We start from the raw sequence: 15,945 nt of genomic DNA, 5'->3' as shown, positions 1-15,945 counted from the left end.
GCCGCGTCTGCGGCCCGGGCCCCAGCATTGAAGGTTTGCACCATGCGCTATATCAGCACTCGCGGCCAGGCACCGGCCCTGAATTTCGAAGACGTCCTGCTTGCCGGTCTCGCCAGCGATGGCGGCCTGTATGTGCCGGAGAACCTGCCGCGCTTTACCCAGGAAGAAATCGCCTCGTGGGCCGGCCTGCCGTACCACGAGCTGGCCTTCCGGGTGATGCGCCCGTTCGTGGCCGGCAGCATTACCGACGCCGACTTCAAGAAGATCCTCGAAGAAACCTACGGCGCCTTCGCCCATGCGGCAGTGGCGCCGCTGCGCCAGCTTGGCTCCAATGAATGGGTACTTGAGCTGTTCCACGGCCCGACCCTGGCGTTCAAGGACTTTGCCCTGCAACTGCTCGGCCGCCTGCTCGATCACGTATTGGCCAAGCGCAACGAGCGCGTGGTGATCGTCGGTGCTACCAGCGGCGACACCGGCTCGGCAGCTATCGAAGGCTGCCGCCGTTGCGACAACGTCGACATCTTCATCCTGCACCCACACCAGCGCGTGTCGGAAGTGCAGCGCCGGCAGATGACCACCATCTTTGGCGAGAATATCCACAACATCGCCATCGAAGGCAACTTCGACGATTGCCAGGAAATGGTCAAGGCCAGCTTCGCCGACCAGTCGTTCCTCAAAGGCACGCGCCTGGTGGCAGTCAACTCGATCAACTGGGCGCGGATCATGGCCCAGATCGTTTACTACTTCCACGCGGCCCTGCAGTTGGGCGGGCCGGCGCGTTCGGTGGCGTTCTCGGTGCCGACCGGCAACTTCGGCGACATCTTCGCCGGTTACCTGGCGCGCAACATGGGCCTGCCGATCAGCCAGCTGATCGTCGCGACCAACCGTAACGACATCCTGCACCGCTTCATGAGCGGCAATCAGTACGTCAAGGAAACCCTGCACGCGACCCTGTCGCCGTCGATGGACATCATGGTTTCGTCCAACTTCGAGCGGCTGCTATTCGACCTGCACGGGCGCAACGGTGCGGCGATTGCCGAGTTGATGGCCAACTTCAAGCAGGGTGGTGGTTTCAGCGTCGAGCAAGACCGCTGGACCGAGGCGCGCAAGCTGTTCGATTCGCTGGCGGTCAGTGACGAGCAGACCTGCACGACCATTGCCGAGGTATTTGCCAGCACGGGTGAAGTGCTGGATCCGCACACGGCGATTGGCGTGCATGCTGCGCGTGAGTGCCGGCGCAGTCTGGATACGCCGATGGTGGTGTTGGGGACGGCGCATCCGGTCAAGTTCCCCGAGGCAGTGGAGAAGGCTGGGGTGGGCAAGGCGTTGGAATTGCCGGCGCACCTGACTGACCTGTTTGAGCGGGAAGAGCGGTGTACGGTGTTGGCCAATGACCTGAAAGTGGTGCAGGGGTTTGTTAGCCAGCATGGGAATCGCGGTAAGCCTTTGTGATGGGGTAGATGGGGGACGCTTCTACATATGGTTTGCCTAGTGGGATCTCTGTAGGAGCGGCCTCGTGTCGCGATTGGGTCGCGCAGCGGCCCCCGCGATCTCCGGTTCGTTCACCATTGCTGTGGACTTATCCGTTTCCGATGGTGGTTATGCAGGCCCCTTTCGCCCTTACGGCGAGTCACTTTTGTGGGGGCGGGTTCACCCGCGAAGGTCTGCGAGCAGACCCCATTCATGGATTGTCCTGCCCCGCACATTCAGCCTTTTCCTATATCCCTCGCACTTGACCCTTTCTACAGTTGGCGCTACTTCAATCCGGGCGCGCGGCGCTCAGGAGCGCCCTATGTACCGGCTCAACGTCGTCATCTATCAAACTCGTCCTGCCCAGCAGATCAGCTTGCATCAGGCCTGCAATGCTCAGGGTATTTTCAATGTGCGCATCGCCGACAACCTGGCTATCGCTACAATCTTGCTGGCCAGCCGGCGTGCACCTGATCTGCTGATCCTCGATCACGCCATGCCCAGTGCCGACGGCATTCAGTTGCTGCAGCAACTGAGTGTCACCTGTCCATCGACCGCGTTGCTGTTGATCGGTCAGCCGCGTCCCGCTCAGGTTGATATTGTTCAGCAGGCCCGGCAAAAAGGCTTGTGGGTGGTCAACGAACTGGCCTGGCCTTTGTCGATGCCAGCACTGCAACGGACGCTGCAGCGGGTGGGTGGCAGCCGCTATAAACCTGCTGTGAGCGATTTTCAAACTGTCATGATGCGCGCGCATGCTCACTGAGTCCCGCAGCAACGAACTTTCTGCGGCCGCCAAGGGTCAGTACCCATATAGCCAAAAAACAAGTGAGTGCGCCGGATGGAAAGAATTTGCAGACTGCTCAATGATGCTCTGACCCCTTACCAAGCTCACCTTGCCGCCGCCGATGCCGATGGCAATCGTCAACTGGTTCTGCGTGACCCTCAAGGCAATGTCACCCTGCAACGGGCTGTCAGTTCGCGACAATTGCAAGAACAGAGCCTGCTGATAGATCTGGTCGATGGCCTGCATCGGGATGTGCAGATTGCTGAAGGACGCCTGCAGCCTTGTGTGATCGCTGCGCTGCAGCAGCGCCAACCGATTCACGGAACCTTTGCCAGCTGACTGCGTCTTATTTGCTAATGGCAGCCCAGCGGCGCTTTGCTCCGGTGACGTTGCGCTGCCACGGAAAGTCCAGATGACTTTCGCTTGACCCCGGTCGTTTTCCCCAGCGACCGGGGTTTCTTTTTTCTGGCTCAGGGCGTGGCGTAGGCCTGATCGTCGGCCAGCTCTGCGGCTCGCTGCATATACGCTTCGCGCTGCTCTTGATCTAGCCAGTGGGCATACAGATGCGGCAAGGTGTCACGGCGCAGCGCCGGCAACAGTTTGTCGATATGGCCGATCGCCTCACGCCCGAGCGGTGTGTCGGAGCAGGCGACATGCAGTAGCTGGTAGGGCTGCACGCTCTGGATCGGATAAAAATGGTAACTGTGCGTATCCGCGCCTTGCTGATTGAGCAGGTAGCGCACCTCTGGCCAGTAACCCAGCACCAATTGCAAACGGCCCAACTGCTGCATCTGCAGCAAGCTGGCGGTCGCTTCGGTGCCGTAGTGACGGTTGAATGCGCTGTCGGGCAGTTGCCTGAGCATCTCATCGACCGAGGCGCTGTAACTGCGCTCGGCAACGATCCCGAGCTTCAACGTGCTCTGGGTCAGTAGGCGTTTGAGGTCGACGCTGCCGCCTTGCACGTAAGGTTCGATCAGCGCCTGGTCCTCGTTGCGCACCAACAGGCCGCTGCTCAACGTGGCCATGGTCGGGCTGGAGAAATAAGCGTACTTGGCCCGCTCCGGAGTCCACAGCAGGGTAGGATCGCAGGTGAAGGAAGGCTCTTGCAGCATCTGGATGCCGCGGGCGCGGTTGACCCGGACGATGCTGTGCTCGTACTCGGGCATCTGCGCGATCAGCAGCGGCAGCATGCGGTCGAGCACGCCTTGGCCTTGTTCAGGCCCTTCAAAGATCGTGAAGGGCGGCAGATCGCGGATCAGCCACAGCAGCGTTTCCTTGGCCATGGCTACGCCGGGCAGCAGCGCGCAGATAAGTGCAAGCGTCCGCAGCCTGCCTAACTTGAGTCTGAACACCACGGCGGCGCGGTTCAGACCGCGCCATCCTTGCGCAGCCGGGCAATGGCTGCAGCGTCGTAGCCAAGGCCGCTGAGCAGCGCCGTGGTGTGTTCGCCCAGCGCCGGGCCAACCCATTCAGTCGAGCCTGGCGTGTCGGACAGCTTCGGCACGATGCCGGGCATCTTGAACGCTTTGCCATCGGGCAAGCGGCCCTGCAGGAACATCTCGCGGGCCAGAAACTGCGGGTCGCTGAACATGTCTTCTGCCGAATAGATCCGGCTGGCCGGCACCTGTGCGGTGTTCAAAACCTCCAGTACCTGTTCCAGCGGCAAGCCATTGACCCAGCGATCGATCACGCCGTACAGCTCGTCACGGCGCAGGTCGCGGCCGTCGTTGCTGGCCAGGGTTGGGTCATCGGCCAGGTCGTCGCGGCCGATTGCCTGCATGAAGCGCTTGAAGATCGCATCGCCGTTGGCGCCGATCTGCACATGCTTGCCGTCGGCGCTGGTGTGGATGCACGAGGGAGTGATGCCGGGCATGATGTTGCCGGTGCGCTCGCGGATAAAACCGAACACGTCGAATTCCGGCACCATGCTTTCCATCATGGCGAAGATCGCTTCATACAGCGCCACATCGACCACTTGCCCGGCACCGCCATTGACCTCGCGGTGACGCAGCGCCATCAATGCACCGATCACGCCCCACAGGGCGGCAATCGAGTCGCCGATAGAGATACCGGTACGCACGGGCGGACGGTCATCGAAGCCGGTGATGTAACGCAGGCCACCCATCGATTCGCCGACTGCACCGAAGCCCGGCTGGTCTTTCATCGGCCCGGTCTGGCCGAAGCCCGACAGGCGCACCATGACCAGGCGCGGGTTGAGCGCATGCAGCACGTCCCAGCCCAGGCCGAGTTTTTCCAGCACGCCGGGGCGGAAATTCTCGATCAGGATGTCGGCTTCGGCCAGCAGCCGCTTGAGGATCTCGCGACCTTCCTCATGCTTGAGGTTAAGCGTCAGCGACTGTTTGTTGCGCGCCTGGACGAACCACCACAACGACGTGCCTTCATACAGCTTGCGCCATTTGCGCAGCGGATCACCGCCGTCGGGCGATTCGACCTTGATCACCTCGGCACCGAATTCGGCGCAGATACGCGACGCAAAAGGGCCGGCGATCAGGGTCCCGAGCTCGATGACTTTAAGGCCGGCGAGGGGTTTGCTGGGCGTGGGCATGGGGGCATCCGTGGCGGCAGAAACAAAGCGCTGGTTTTATCACAGCTCGCCTGCGGCAGATACTGTCGCGACGCAAGCAGGGCAGGATCAGTTAGACTAGCCGACTTTCTCCAGCTAGAAGCCCGTCACCCATGGCCCAGCCGTCCACCACCTACAAGTTCGAACTGAACCTGACCGACCTCGACCGCAACGTCTACGAAAGCGTCAAACAGACCATCGCCCGCCACCCTTCGGAAACCGAAGAGCGCATGGCCGTGCGTCTGCTCGCCTACGCGCTCTGGTACAACGAGCAACTGTCGTTCGGCCGTGGTCTGTCGGACGTCGACGAGCCTGCGCTGTGGGAAAAGAGCCTGGATGATCGGGTCCTGCACTGGATCGAAGTCGGCCAGCCCGACGCTGATCGGCTGACCTGGTGCTCGCGTCGCACCGAGCGCACCAGCCTGCTCGCCTATGGCAGCCTGCGCGTGTGGGAAACCAAGGTGCTCGGCGCGATCAAGAACCTGAAAAACGTCAACATCGCCGCCGTCCCGCAAGACGTGCTGGAAGTCATCGCCAAGGACATGCCGCGGGTGATCAAGTGGGATGTGATGATCAGCGAAGGCACGGTGTTCGTCACCGACGACCGCGGCCAGCACGAAGTGCAGCTGCAGTGGCTGCTCGGCGAGCGCGGCTGATTTCAACCTTTATAGACTGCTGAAGACCCCATGCGTATCGAACCCCGCCCGTTGCCGCCCACCCTGCCTTTTCTGGGTGCCTTGCCGCCGTTGCTGACCCGCCTGTACGCCGCTCGCGGCGTGCAATCGGAGGCTGAGCTGGACAAGAGCCTCGCCCGTCTGCTGCCGTATCAGCAGCTCAAGGGCATCGACGCGGCGGTCGATCTGCTGGTCGAGGCGCTGGACCAGCGCCAGCGCATCCTCATCGTCGGCGACTTCGATGCCGATGGCGCCACCGCCAGCACCGTTGGCGTGCTGGGCCTGCGGCTGCTGGGCGCGGCGCATGTCGACTACCTGGTGCCAAACCGCTTTGAGTACGGCTATGGCCTGACCCCGGAAATCGTCGAAGTCGCGCTGCAGCGCCAACCGCAACTGCTGGTCACCGTCGACAACGGCATCTCCAGTGTCGAGGGCGTTGCCGCCGCCAAGGCCGCTGGGCTTAAGGTGCTGGTGACCGACCACCACTTGCCCGGCCAGCACTTGCCGGACGCCGACGCCATCGTCAACCCGAACCAGCCAGGCTGCGAGTTCCCCAGCAAGTCGCTGGCAGGGGTAGGGGTGATCTTCTACGTGCTGATGGCCTTGCGCGCGCGTTTGCGCAGCCTTGGCCGTTACCAGACCCAGGCACAACCGAACATCGGTGAGCTGCTCGACCTGGTCGCGCTGGGCAGTGTCGCCGACGTGGTGCCGCTGGATGCCAATAACCGCATCCTGGTCCATCAGGGCCTCGAGCGAATTCGCGCTGGTCGCGCCCGCGCCGGCTTGAAGGCGATCCTCGAAGTCGCTCGCCGTGACTACCAGCGCATCACCTCGACCGATCTGGGCTTTATCCTCGGTCCGCGCCTGAACGCCGCAGGCCGGCTGGACGACATGAGCCTGGGCATCGAATGCCTGCTCTGTGACGACCCGGCGCTGGCCCGTGACATGGCCGAGCAGTTGGACGGCCTCAACCAGGACCGCAAGTCGATCGAGCAGGGCATGCAGCGCGAAGCGCTGGCCCAGCTCAAGGAGTTGCCGCTGGAGTCGATGCCGTACGGCCTGTGCCTGTTCGATGCCCAGTGGCACCAGGGCGTGATCGGTATCCTCGCCTCGCGCCTGAAAGAACGTTACCACCGCCCGACCATCGCCTTTGCCGATGCCGGTGAGGGTGTGCTCAAGGGTTCGGCGCGGTCGGTGCCAGGCTTTCATATCCGCGACGCGCTGGACGCCGTGGCTGCGCGCCACCCGCAGTTGATCAGCAAGTTCGGTGGCCACGCGATGGCCGCCGGTTTGTCGCTGCCGGCAGATAATTTCCCGGCCTTTGCCGCCGCGTTCGACGAAGAAACCCGGCGTCAGCTCAATGAAGACGACCTGACCGGGCGTTTGTTGACCGACGGTACCCTGGCGGTTGAAGAATTCCACTTGGACTTGGCCCGCGCCCTGCGCAACGCCGGCCCGTGGGGCCAGCATTTTCCCGAGCCGCTGTTCCATGGTGTGTTCCAGCTGGTTGAGCAGCGTGTGGTCGGTGAGCGGCATCTCAAAGTGGTGCTCAAAAGCGAGTGCGGTGCGGTCAAACTCGACGGTATTGCCTTCGGTATCGACCGCGAAGTCTGGCCCAACCCCACCGTGCGTTGGGTCGAGCTGGCCTACAAGCTGGACGTCAACGAGTTTCGCGGCAACGAAAGCGTGCAACTGATGATCGCGCACATCGAACCACGCTAACCGGCTGCTGCGGGATACTCCTGCGACCGGGCTGAACCCAGGTCGCAACAAACTGGTCTAGGCTCAAGAGAACCGGTACCAGGCCACGGCTGCACATCAGTGCCCGGGCCGGTCACCCATTTGGAGTCCCAGGGAGATCCCCCATGAGCCTGCTGTTAGAGCCCTACACCCTCCGCCAGTTGACCCTGCCCAACCGCATCGCCGTGTCGCCGATGTGCCAGTATTCGGCCGCCGATGGCTTGGCCAATGACTGGCATCTAGTGCACTTGGGCAGCCGTGCCGTAGGCGGGGCCGGGCTGGTCTTCACCGAAGCCGTGGCGGTCACCGCCGATGGTCGGATTACCGCTGAAGACCTCGGTCTGTGGGACGACCAGCAGATTGCGCCGCTGCAGCGCATCACTCGCTTTATCACTGCCCAGGGTTCAGTGCCCGCCATTCAGTTGGCCCATGCCGGGCGCAAGGCCAGCACTCATCGGCCCTGGCTGGGCAAGCACGGCAGCGTCAAGCCGGAGGACGGCGGCTGGCAGCCGGTCGGTCCGTCGAAAATCGCCTTCGACCCGGAGCACACTGCACCGCGTGAGCTGAGTACCAGCGAGATCCAGGAGATCATCGACGCCTTCGTCAAAGCCGCTGAGCGCGCGCTCACTGCGGGTTTCAAGGTGGTCGAACTGCACGCTGCCCATGGCTACCTGCTGCATCAGTTTCTCTCGCCGCTGAGCAACCAGCGCCGCGATGAATACGGCAGCAGCTTCGAAAACCGCATTCGCTTTACCCTTCAGATTACCGAGGCTGTGCGTGCGGTATGGCCCAAAGAGCTGCCGCTGTTCGTCCGGGTATCGGCCACCGACTGGGTCGAAGACGGCTGGAACCCTGACGAAACCGTCGAGCTGGCGCGCCGCCTGCGCGCGTTGGGCGTCGACCTGATCGACGTGTCGTCGGGCGGCACTTCGGCCAACGCCGAGATTCCCACCGGCCCGGGCTATCAAACGCGCTTTGCCGAGCGCGTGCGCAAAGAGGCGGAGATCGCCACCGGCACCGTCGGCATGATCACCGAACCCGCCCAGGCCGAGCACATTCTGCGCACGGGGCAGGCTGACCTGATCTTCCTCGCCCGCGAACTGCTGCGTGATCCGTACTGGCCGCTGCATGCCGACGATGATCTGGGTGGCAACAAGGCCACTTGGCCAGCGCAATACCAACGGGCAACCCACCGCGCCAACCCGATTCACGAGTCCGACCTGCGCGACGCCTGACGTTGATGTGGCTGCCTTGTCGTCGACAGAAGACGGCGACAAGGCAGCCAATACGGCTAGTGCTTGAACATCACATGGCGGACACAGGAGTAGTCCTCCAGCCCATACATCGACATATCCTTGCCGTAGCCCGATTGCTTCTGCCCGCCGTGGGGCATCTCGCTAATCAGCATGAAGTGCGTGTTGATCCAGGTGCAGCCGTATTGCAGGCGTGCGGCAAGGCGGTGCGCGCGGCCCACGTCAGTGGTCCACACCGATGAGGCAAGGCCGTACTCGGAGTCGTTGGCCCACTCCAGCGCCTGGGCTTCGTCGGCAAAGCGAGTGACGGTGACCACCGGGCCGAACACCTCATGACGGGCGATCTCGTCGTCCTGCAGCACGTCGGCCAGCAGGGTCGGCGTGTAGAAGAAGCCTGCACCCTCCAACACTTTACCGCCAGTGACCAGGCGGATATGCGGCTGGTCGAGGGCGCGTTGAACCATGCCCGCTACCTTGTCGCGGTGTTGCGCACTGATCAGTGGGCCGAGTTCGGTGTCGGCCGCACCCTGAGGTCCCGGCTTGATGCTGGCGACAGCCTGGCCCAGGCGCTCGACAAATTCATCGTAGATGGCGTCCTGTACATACAGCCGGCACGCGGCGGTGCAGTCCTGGCCGGCATTGTAGAAACCAAAGCTGCGAATGCCATCGACGGCCGCATCGAGATCGGCGTCATCGAAGATCAGCACTGGCGCCTTGCCGCCCAACTCCATGTGCATGCGCTTCACGCTGGCGGCAGTGGCGCCGATGATGTTCGCCCCAGTCGGGATCGAGCCGGTCAGCGATACCATGCGCACGCGCGGATGAGTGACCAGCGGCGTGCCCACAGTCGCGCCACGGCCAAACAGAATATTCAGCACACCCGCCGGGAAGATCTCGCGGGCCAGCTCGGCCAGGCGCAGCGCTGTCAGCGGGGTCAGCTCGGAGGGCTTGAGCACCACGGTGTTACCTGCGGCCAGTGCCGGCGCGATCTTCCACGCGAGCATCATCAGCGGGTAGTTCCACGGTGCAATCGAGGCGACCACGCCCAGCGGGTCACGCCGCACCATCGAAGTGTGCCCCGGCAGGTACTCGCCTGCCGCCGAACCGCCCAGGCAGCGCGCCGCCCCGGCGAAATAGCGAAACACGTCGACAATGGCCGGGATCTCGTCATTGAGGGCGGCGGCGAGGGGCTTGCCGCAGTTCTGCGATTCGAGGCTGGCCAGTTCTTCGCCGTGTTGTTCAATGGCATCGGCCAGCGCCAGCAGGGCCAGCGAGCGGTCTTTCGGGCTGGTCTGCGACCAACTGGCAAAGGCGCTGTCGGCGGCGCGCACGGCGCTGTCGACCTGCGCCTCGCTGGCCTCGCTGATCTGCGCCAGGGCAGTGCCTGCGGCTGGGTCGAGTACGGTCCAGGCCGGGCCTTCACCGGCCACCAGTTGGCCGTTGATCAGCATCTGGGTGTGCATGGGGCAATCCTCCGAGGCATTTGCGATGGTCGATAGCGTAGACCACTCACTGCAGCTCATTGGCTACCCGGCTGGTGACCTCGACGACCTGGCGTGCGCCGCGGCTGATTTCGTTCATCGCGTTGCCGGCCTGGCTGGCCAAGTCCTGCACAGCGCAGGCATGCTCGCGGCTGTTCTGAATGCCATTGAAGGCGCCATCGGCCAGTTCCCGGTTCAGACGCACTACCTCGAAAATGTCCCGGGTGGCCTCGGTAGTGCGCGCGGCCAGGCGCCTGACTTCATCGGCAACCACAGCAAAGCCACGGCCCTGATCGCCGGCACGAGCGGCCTCGATGGCCGCATTGAGTGCCAGCAGGTTGGTCTGCGCCGCAATCCCGCCGATGATCTCGACGATCGCACCAATGTTCAGGGACTGCGCCTGCAGCGCTTGCATGTCCTGGCCAACGCTGGCCATTTCCCCGGCGATGGATTGCATGGCCGACGCGGCCTGCATGACTACTGTCAGGCCTTGCTGTGCGCTGTGCTCGGTGGTCAGCGAAACATCATGGGCGAGTTCGGCAGCGCCGCGCACGAGGTCGGCTTTTTCCACCTGTTCGGTTACCACATTGGCGAACTTGGCCACCTTGTAGAGGCGACCGTGCTGGTCCTTGATCGGGTTGTAGGTCGCTTCAAGCCATACGGTATTGCCGCGGGCGTCGATACGACGAAAGCGCCCCGCCACGAACTGCCCGCGATTGAGCGCTTGCCAGAACTGGGTGTAGTCGGCGCAGGCGGCGTCCTCGGCAGAGCAGAACATGCGGTGGTGCTTGCCGAGAATCTGCGTCAGGCCATAGCCCATGGCGTTGAGAAAGGCTTTGTTGGCGTCGAGCACCATGCCGTTGAGGTTGAACTGGATGATGGCGGTGGAATGGTCAAGGGCGTTGTATAACTCCAGCCCGTCCCGGTCACGGCGGCTGGTGCCGGGGCTGGCGCAGCCGTAACCACGATGTTGGCCCAGCACGTCGCGCAACCAGCATAGCTGAAGGAGCACCGGGCGGCCGTCGGCGCCCCGGCAATTGAGCGACGGCGAGCCTGTCAGTGGTGCCGGCAAGCTGCAGCCTGGTTCAAGCAGGGCTTCGAGCTTGACCCCGAGCAGTTGCGCGGCGGAAAAGCCAAGCGCGTTGGCGAACGGCGCATTGACCTCGGTGAAGCAGCCGTTGGCATCGAGGCGAGCGCTGAGCAGTTGCTGTTCCAGTTGGGCGAGCACAGCTTGCAGGCTGTCCAGTTGTTGTTGGCAAGCGAGCAGTGCCTGCGTGCAGCGGCGGTTGAACACGGCGAACTCCGGTAATTGTCAGGATAAATGCTCGCCTACACCGAAATGCACCCGGTCTTTGCCGGCGCGTTTGGCCTTGTACAGGCAGCGGTCGGCGTGGATAAGGATGTCGGCTAGGGCTTGATCATGGCTGAAGGGCACCAGCCCAGCGCTGAAGGTGAAGCGGGCGGGAGCTTCGCGGCTGTTGCGTACCGCCTCCAGCAGGCGCTCGGCGATGGCCAGGGCGATGGCTGGGCTCAGGGTGTCGATGATGACGCCGAATTCCTCACCACCTAGCCGCCCGGCACAGTGGCTGCCGGCCATGTTGCGCAGGCGTGCAGCGAGCACGCGCAGCACTTGATCGCCGGCGGCGTGACCAAGTTGGTCGTTGATCCGCTTGAAGTCGTCGATATCGATCATCATGAAGAAACCGCCACCGTGGCTTTCGATGAAGCGCTCGAAGCGGTCCATCAGTGCACGTCGGTTGTACAGCGAAGTCAGGTAGTCGGTTTCCGACAGGGTACGATAGTGCTGCTCGATCTGCAGTGTGATGCTCAGTGCGCGCAGGTAGGTGCGGCTGTTGATCCAGCCCAGGCTGATCGAGAAGGCAAAAAAAATAGCCAGATACCAGCGGTAGTCGCTCACGTCATCGTGACCGATGTGGGGCATCACCAGCACCCAGCTCAACACGGCGACCAGCAGATAATCCATTGGCCCACGGATCAGCAGCGATGCGCCGACCACCGCCAGTACGGTCATGGCCAGAGAGAACTGGCGATGCAATAGCGGGTATTCGAGAAAGATCAACTTGAAGCCGAGCACCACCGTCAACATGAACAGCAAGCCCGAATACCGCCATACATTGTCCGAGTTTGTCCGTGTCTGGATGGTGAACAGAGCTACCATCATCAATAGCGGTCCCCAGGCGCCGAGGGTGGCGATGCGTTCGTCAAGCACCAGGTGAACGGCAAGCCAGCTGGCGATAACCAACAGTTGCACGGCAATGATGCCCTCGCGCAGCAGCAGCCTGATGCGCGGGCGATGATCAGCCGAGACATCCAGCTCCAGGCTGGGGTATTTCCGATTCGAGGGCATAACTACCAAGCTCCATGCTGACCCGCGTAACGGCGAAGTAGATCGCCATGGTGTGCCTGACCAGCTCGGCGAATGCCGGGCGCATCTCGACCAGTGTTCCCTGGGTGCGGAAGTAGCCTTTGCTTTCGCCTTCCTTGACCAGCCGTGCCACGTGCATGGTGGACACCCCGAGCCGGGAGGACAGCTCGGCATAGCTGGAGACCTTGTAGCCGCCGTCGTTTGAGTGAAAGCCCCGGGCATCGAGGTACAGGCTCAGCATCGGCAGATGACCACCGTCACGGTTCATGATCCACTTGGCCCCCGGCAGCAGCCCGTCCAGCAGCACGTCGGCATCCAGCAGATGAGCGAATCCGCTAAAGTATTGACGCAGGAACGCAGTTGGCTCGGTGCGCTGCCCAGGCTGTGCATCGGGGATCAGTTGCTGGGCCGGTATGAGGTATGCGCTGATCAGTTGCGTGGCCAGATCGATAGCTGTTTTGCTGGGCCTGTAGATGCGTTGCCGAGCATCATCCGGGTGGGGCGATACGTGCATATAGCCCGATATCAGGAAGAACGAGAAGTACGACTCCAGGGTGTTGCGCGTCAGGTAGCCACGCCGCTCGCAAAATGCCTTGACCCGGGATAAAGGCGTCATTGGGTCGTGGAAATAAAAGGCGAGCAGCGACAGCACGACCATTAACCGGTCGTATTTGAGCAAGCTCTTGAAGAAGAATGGTTTGCGCCGATATTGCTCAAGCATCAACTGCAGGTGTTTGTCCAGCGCGGCATCGGAATCAAGGCGGTAGAAGTTGCTGATCGTCAGATGCAGGTAGTCCAGCAGTTCGGCTCGTTTCATGGCTAGCAACATCACCTAATTTCAATGGCCGCACATGGCCATTATCGTTTCAGCGCCGATTATGCGGTTTCGCAGAGCAAATTCAGGATGGCCCCAAAAATGTTGCAAGGTTGACCGCTGAGCAAGGTTTGGCCATGCATGGTCGATGGAGCTGGACCCTTGGCGGGTATTCGATGATCAGGCCGAGCGTGCCGCCTTGCCAGCGCACTTGGTCGGCTTGTGCAACATCCCGAAGCAAATACTTCCATGGCGAACGACAGGCCAAGCCTTACTCTGGGTTTTCCTTTCTGTAGCGTGGAGACGTGCGCATGAACACCCGAGGTTTGCTCGATCAACTGTTCAAGACCGGCCAGGAAATGCTCAGCAAACAAACCGGTAAAAGTGCTGGCGGCAAGCCGTCACTCGGTGCAGGCGGGCTCGGTGGGCTGCTCTCCGGCATGGGCGGCGGCGCCCTGGCAAGTGGCGCCATGGGCTTGTTGCTGGGTAACAAGAGCGCGCGCAAGTTCGGCGGCAAGGCGCTGACCTACGGCGGCCTGGCTGCGCTGGGGGTGATCGCCTACAAGGCCTTCAACAACTGGCAGGCGCAGCAGGCCACCGGCCAGGTGCGGGAGCCGCAGACGCTCGACCGGCTGCCACCGGCTGAAGCCGAGCAGCACAGCCAGGCCGTGCTGCGTGCGCTGGTCGCGGCAGCCAAGTCCGATGGCCATATCGATGAGCGTGAGCGTGAACTGATCGAAGGCGAATTCACCCGTCTGGACAGCGATCGTGAACTGCAGCAATGGCTGCACGCCGAGCTGAACAAACCGCTCGACCCGGCAGAAGTTGCCCGCGCCGCGCAAACCCCGGAAATGGCCGGCGAGATGTACCTGGCGAGCTTGATGATGGTTGATCAGGAAAACTTCATGGAGCGCGCCTACCTCGATGAGCTGTCGCGCCAGTTGCGCCTCGACCCGGCCCTACGCCAGGAGCTCGAAGCCCAGGCCAGGCTTGCCGCCGGTCAGTAATCTGGCTATTTGCCACCTTTGCCGGCAGGGATGCCGCGAACGCCGCTCATTCAGCTGAGAAACCCGGATCATGCCTGGGCTATACTCGAGCGATTTCCCCGCTCGTACTGAATTCTTGAGGGCTGATTTTGAAAAACTGGACCATGCGCCAACGGATCCTGGCAAGTTTTGCCGTGATCATCGCCATCATGTTGTTGATGATCGTTGCAGCCTACTCAAGGTTGGTCGCCATTTCCGCGAGCGAGGAAGCGGTCGGTTCCGATGCCATCCCCGGCGTCTACTACAGCTCGATGATCCGCAGCGCCTGGGTCGACAGCTACGTCACCAGCCAGCAGTTGGTCGGCCTGAGCAAGCATCGCGATATCGCCTCTGCGGATATCGAACTGTTCAAGAGCTTTGACGAGCGACTGCGCCAGCATATGGCCAGTTATCAGGCAACCATTCGTACTACGGAAGACCAGACCAGCTTCGACGCCTTCGTTGACATGGAAAAACGTTACATCGCCGACATCGAACTGGTACTCGAGGCCTACCGGCAGAAGAACTACGCCGAAGCCGAGCGCTTGATCACCGACGTGCTGACGCCCGCCTGGGTCGAAGGGCGCAAGCACCTCAACACCGTGATCGAACGCAATCGCGAAGCGGCCGACGTAGCCACCAAAGATATCGTCAGCGCCGTGGCCACCGCCAAGGGCAGCATGATCGTTTCGCTGATCCTGGCCATCATCGCTGCCGGCATTTGCGGGCTGTTGTTGATGCGTGCGATCACCACGCCCATGCAACGCATCGTCCATGCCCTCGATAAGCTGCGCTCGGGCGACTTGAGCATGCGTCTGGACCTGGACCGCAAGGACGAGTTCGGCGCCATCGAAACCGGCTTCAACGAAATGGCCGAATCCCTTGCCAGCCTGGTCGCCCAGGCCCAGCGCTCGTCGGTGCAGGTGACCACCTCGGTTACCGAAATTGCCGCCACCTCCAAGCAGCAGCAAGCCACGGCCACCGAAACCGCAGCCACTACCACCGAAATCGGCGCCACCTCGCGTGAGATCGCCGCCACGTCGCGTGATCTGGTGCGGACCATGACCGAGGTCACCTCGGCTGCTGACCAGGCCTCGATCCTCGCCGGCTCCGGCCAGCAAGGCCTGGCACGCATGGAAGAAACCATGCACCAGGTGATGGGCGCGGCCGATCTGGTCAACGCCAAGCTGAGCATCCTCAACGAGAAGGCCAGCAACATCAATCAGGTGGTGGTGACCATCGTCAAGGTTGCCGACCAGACCAACCTGCTGTCGCTGAACGCTGCGATCGAGGCCGAGAAGGCCGGCGAATACGGCCGCGGCTTCGCCGTGGTGGCCACTGAAGTGCGCCGCCTGGCCGACCAGACCGCCGTGGCGACCTACGACATCGAGCAGATGGTGCGCGAGATCCAGTCGTCGGTTTCGGCCGGGGTGATGGGCATGGACAAGTTTTCCGAAGAGGTCCGCCGCGGCATGTTCGAAGTGCAGCAGGTTGGCGAGCAACTCAGCCAGATCATCCATCAGGTCCAGGCGCTGGCGCCGCGGGTATTGATGGTCAATGACGGTATGCAGGCCCAGGCTACCGGTGCCGAGCAGATCAACCAGGCGCTGTCTCAGCTCAGCGACGCCAGCACCCAGACCGTCGAATCGCTGCGCCAGGCCAGTTTCGCCATCGATGAGCTGAGCCAGGTCGCGGCTGGCCTGCGTGGCGGTGTCTCGCGTTTCAAAGTCTGAT

13 protein-coding genes and 2 pseudogenes are annotated in these 15,945 nt (G+C 62.4%); 8 read left to right on the top strand and 7 right to left on the bottom strand.

The genetic code is table 11. From position 1 onward, the window contains the following. Nucleotides 1-42: 42 nt before the first annotated feature. From thrC to FW789_RS09000, 3 genes are all read left to right on the top strand, one after another. A complete protein-coding gene (thrC, locus tag FW789_RS09010) occupies nucleotides 43-1,452 on the top strand; it encodes a threonine synthase (RefSeq protein ID WP_207072496.1) in 1,410 nt (469 codons plus the stop codon). A 340-nt stretch (nucleotides 1,453-1,792) separates the two neighbouring features. After that, nucleotides 1,793-2,233, top strand: coding sequence for a response regulator (locus FW789_RS09005; protein ID WP_103436275.1), 441 nt, complete (start codon nucleotides 1,793-1,795; stop codon nucleotides 2,231-2,233). Nucleotides 2,234-2,308: 75 nt separating this feature from the next. Continuing rightward, complete coding sequence (locus FW789_RS09000; RefSeq protein WP_103436276.1) at nucleotides 2,309-2,593, top strand: DUF3509 domain-containing protein; 285 nt, start codon at nucleotides 2,309-2,311, stop codon at nucleotides 2,591-2,593. A gap of 131 nt (nucleotides 2,594-2,724) precedes the next feature. Here FW789_RS09000 and FW789_RS08995 read toward each other — a convergent pair whose 3' ends face one another. Further along, nucleotides 2,725-3,537, bottom strand: a complete 813-nt coding sequence (locus tag FW789_RS08995) for a TIGR02285 family protein (protein WP_242548495.1) — start codon at nucleotides 3,535-3,537, stop codon at nucleotides 2,725-2,727. 83 nt (nucleotides 3,538-3,620) lie between these two features. Further along, a complete protein-coding gene (locus tag FW789_RS08990; RefSeq protein WP_101317120.1) occupies nucleotides 3,621-4,820 on the bottom strand; it encodes a CaiB/BaiF CoA transferase family protein in 1,200 nt (399 codons plus the stop codon). 131 nt (nucleotides 4,821-4,951) lie between these two features. Between FW789_RS08990 and FW789_RS08985 the strand changes: the two genes are divergently transcribed. The 3 genes from FW789_RS08985 to FW789_RS08975 all read left to right on the top strand — a co-directional run bounded on the left by FW789_RS08985 (nucleotide 4,952) and on the right by FW789_RS08975 (nucleotide 8,487). Continuing rightward, nucleotides 4,952-5,494 (top strand): YaeQ family protein, encoded by a 543-nt coding sequence (locus FW789_RS08985; RefSeq protein ID WP_103436278.1) that lies wholly within the window; start codon nucleotides 4,952-4,954, stop codon nucleotides 5,492-5,494. Between the two features lie 30 nt (nucleotides 5,495-5,524). Then, the gene (recJ, locus tag FW789_RS08980; protein WP_103436279.1) at nucleotides 5,525-7,234 is read left to right on the top strand and encodes a single-stranded-DNA-specific exonuclease RecJ; all 1,710 of its coding nucleotides are present in this window, start codon (nucleotides 5,525-5,527) and stop codon (nucleotides 7,232-7,234) included. Nucleotides 7,235-7,377: 143 nt separating this feature from the next. Further along, a complete protein-coding gene (locus FW789_RS08975) occupies nucleotides 7,378-8,487 on the top strand; it encodes an NADH:flavin oxidoreductase/NADH oxidase (RefSeq protein ID WP_446431347.1) in 1,110 nt (369 codons plus the stop codon). A 56-nt stretch (nucleotides 8,488-8,543) separates the two neighbouring features. Here FW789_RS08975 and FW789_RS08970 read toward each other — a convergent pair whose 3' ends face one another. The 5 genes and pseudogenes from FW789_RS08970 to FW789_RS08950 all read right to left on the bottom strand — a co-directional run bounded on the left by FW789_RS08970 (nucleotide 8,544) and on the right by FW789_RS08950 (nucleotide 13,189). Further along, entirely contained in the window at nucleotides 8,544-9,968 is a 1,425-nt protein-coding gene (locus FW789_RS08970; protein WP_446431346.1) for a gamma-aminobutyraldehyde dehydrogenase, read from the bottom strand. Nucleotides 9,969-10,014: 46 nt separating this feature from the next. Next, nucleotides 10,015-10,446 (bottom strand): annotated as a pseudogene (locus FW789_RS08965) (methyl-accepting chemotaxis protein); the annotation flags it as partial. Nucleotides 10,447-10,566: 120 nt separating this feature from the next. After that, nucleotides 10,567-10,968: pseudogene (locus FW789_RS08960) on the bottom strand (PAS domain-containing protein); the annotation flags it as partial. Between the two features lie 330 nt (nucleotides 10,969-11,298). Continuing rightward, nucleotides 11,299-12,354, bottom strand: coding sequence for a GGDEF domain-containing protein (locus FW789_RS08955; protein ID WP_186697629.1), 1,056 nt, complete (start codon nucleotides 12,352-12,354; stop codon nucleotides 11,299-11,301). After that, nucleotides 12,305-13,189, bottom strand: a complete 885-nt coding sequence (locus tag FW789_RS08950) for a hypothetical protein (protein WP_103438707.1) — start codon at nucleotides 13,187-13,189, stop codon at nucleotides 12,305-12,307. Before FW789_RS08950 ends, FW789_RS08955 begins: the two co-directional genes overlap by 50 nt. Nucleotides 13,190-13,497: 308 nt before the next feature. Here FW789_RS08950 and FW789_RS08945 point away from each other — a divergent pair, with 308 nt between their 5' ends. Together FW789_RS08945 and FW789_RS08940 are read left to right on the top strand one after the other, a co-directional pair. Continuing rightward, entirely contained in the window at nucleotides 13,498-14,193 is a 696-nt protein-coding gene (locus FW789_RS08945) for a tellurite resistance TerB family protein (RefSeq protein ID WP_340612329.1), read from the top strand. Between the two features lie 128 nt (nucleotides 14,194-14,321). Then, nucleotides 14,322-15,944: a methyl-accepting chemotaxis protein gene (locus tag FW789_RS08940; protein WP_103436285.1), complete on the top strand. Its 1,623-nt coding sequence runs from the start codon at nucleotides 14,322-14,324 to the stop codon at nucleotides 15,942-15,944. Nucleotide 15,945: the final 1 nt, after the last annotated feature.

Source organism: Pseudomonas sp. 1121_17 (genome assembly GCF_052850745.1).
The sequence above is the reverse complement of the archived record's forward strand: the minus strand, read 5'-3'. Positions and strand labels throughout refer to the sequence as shown.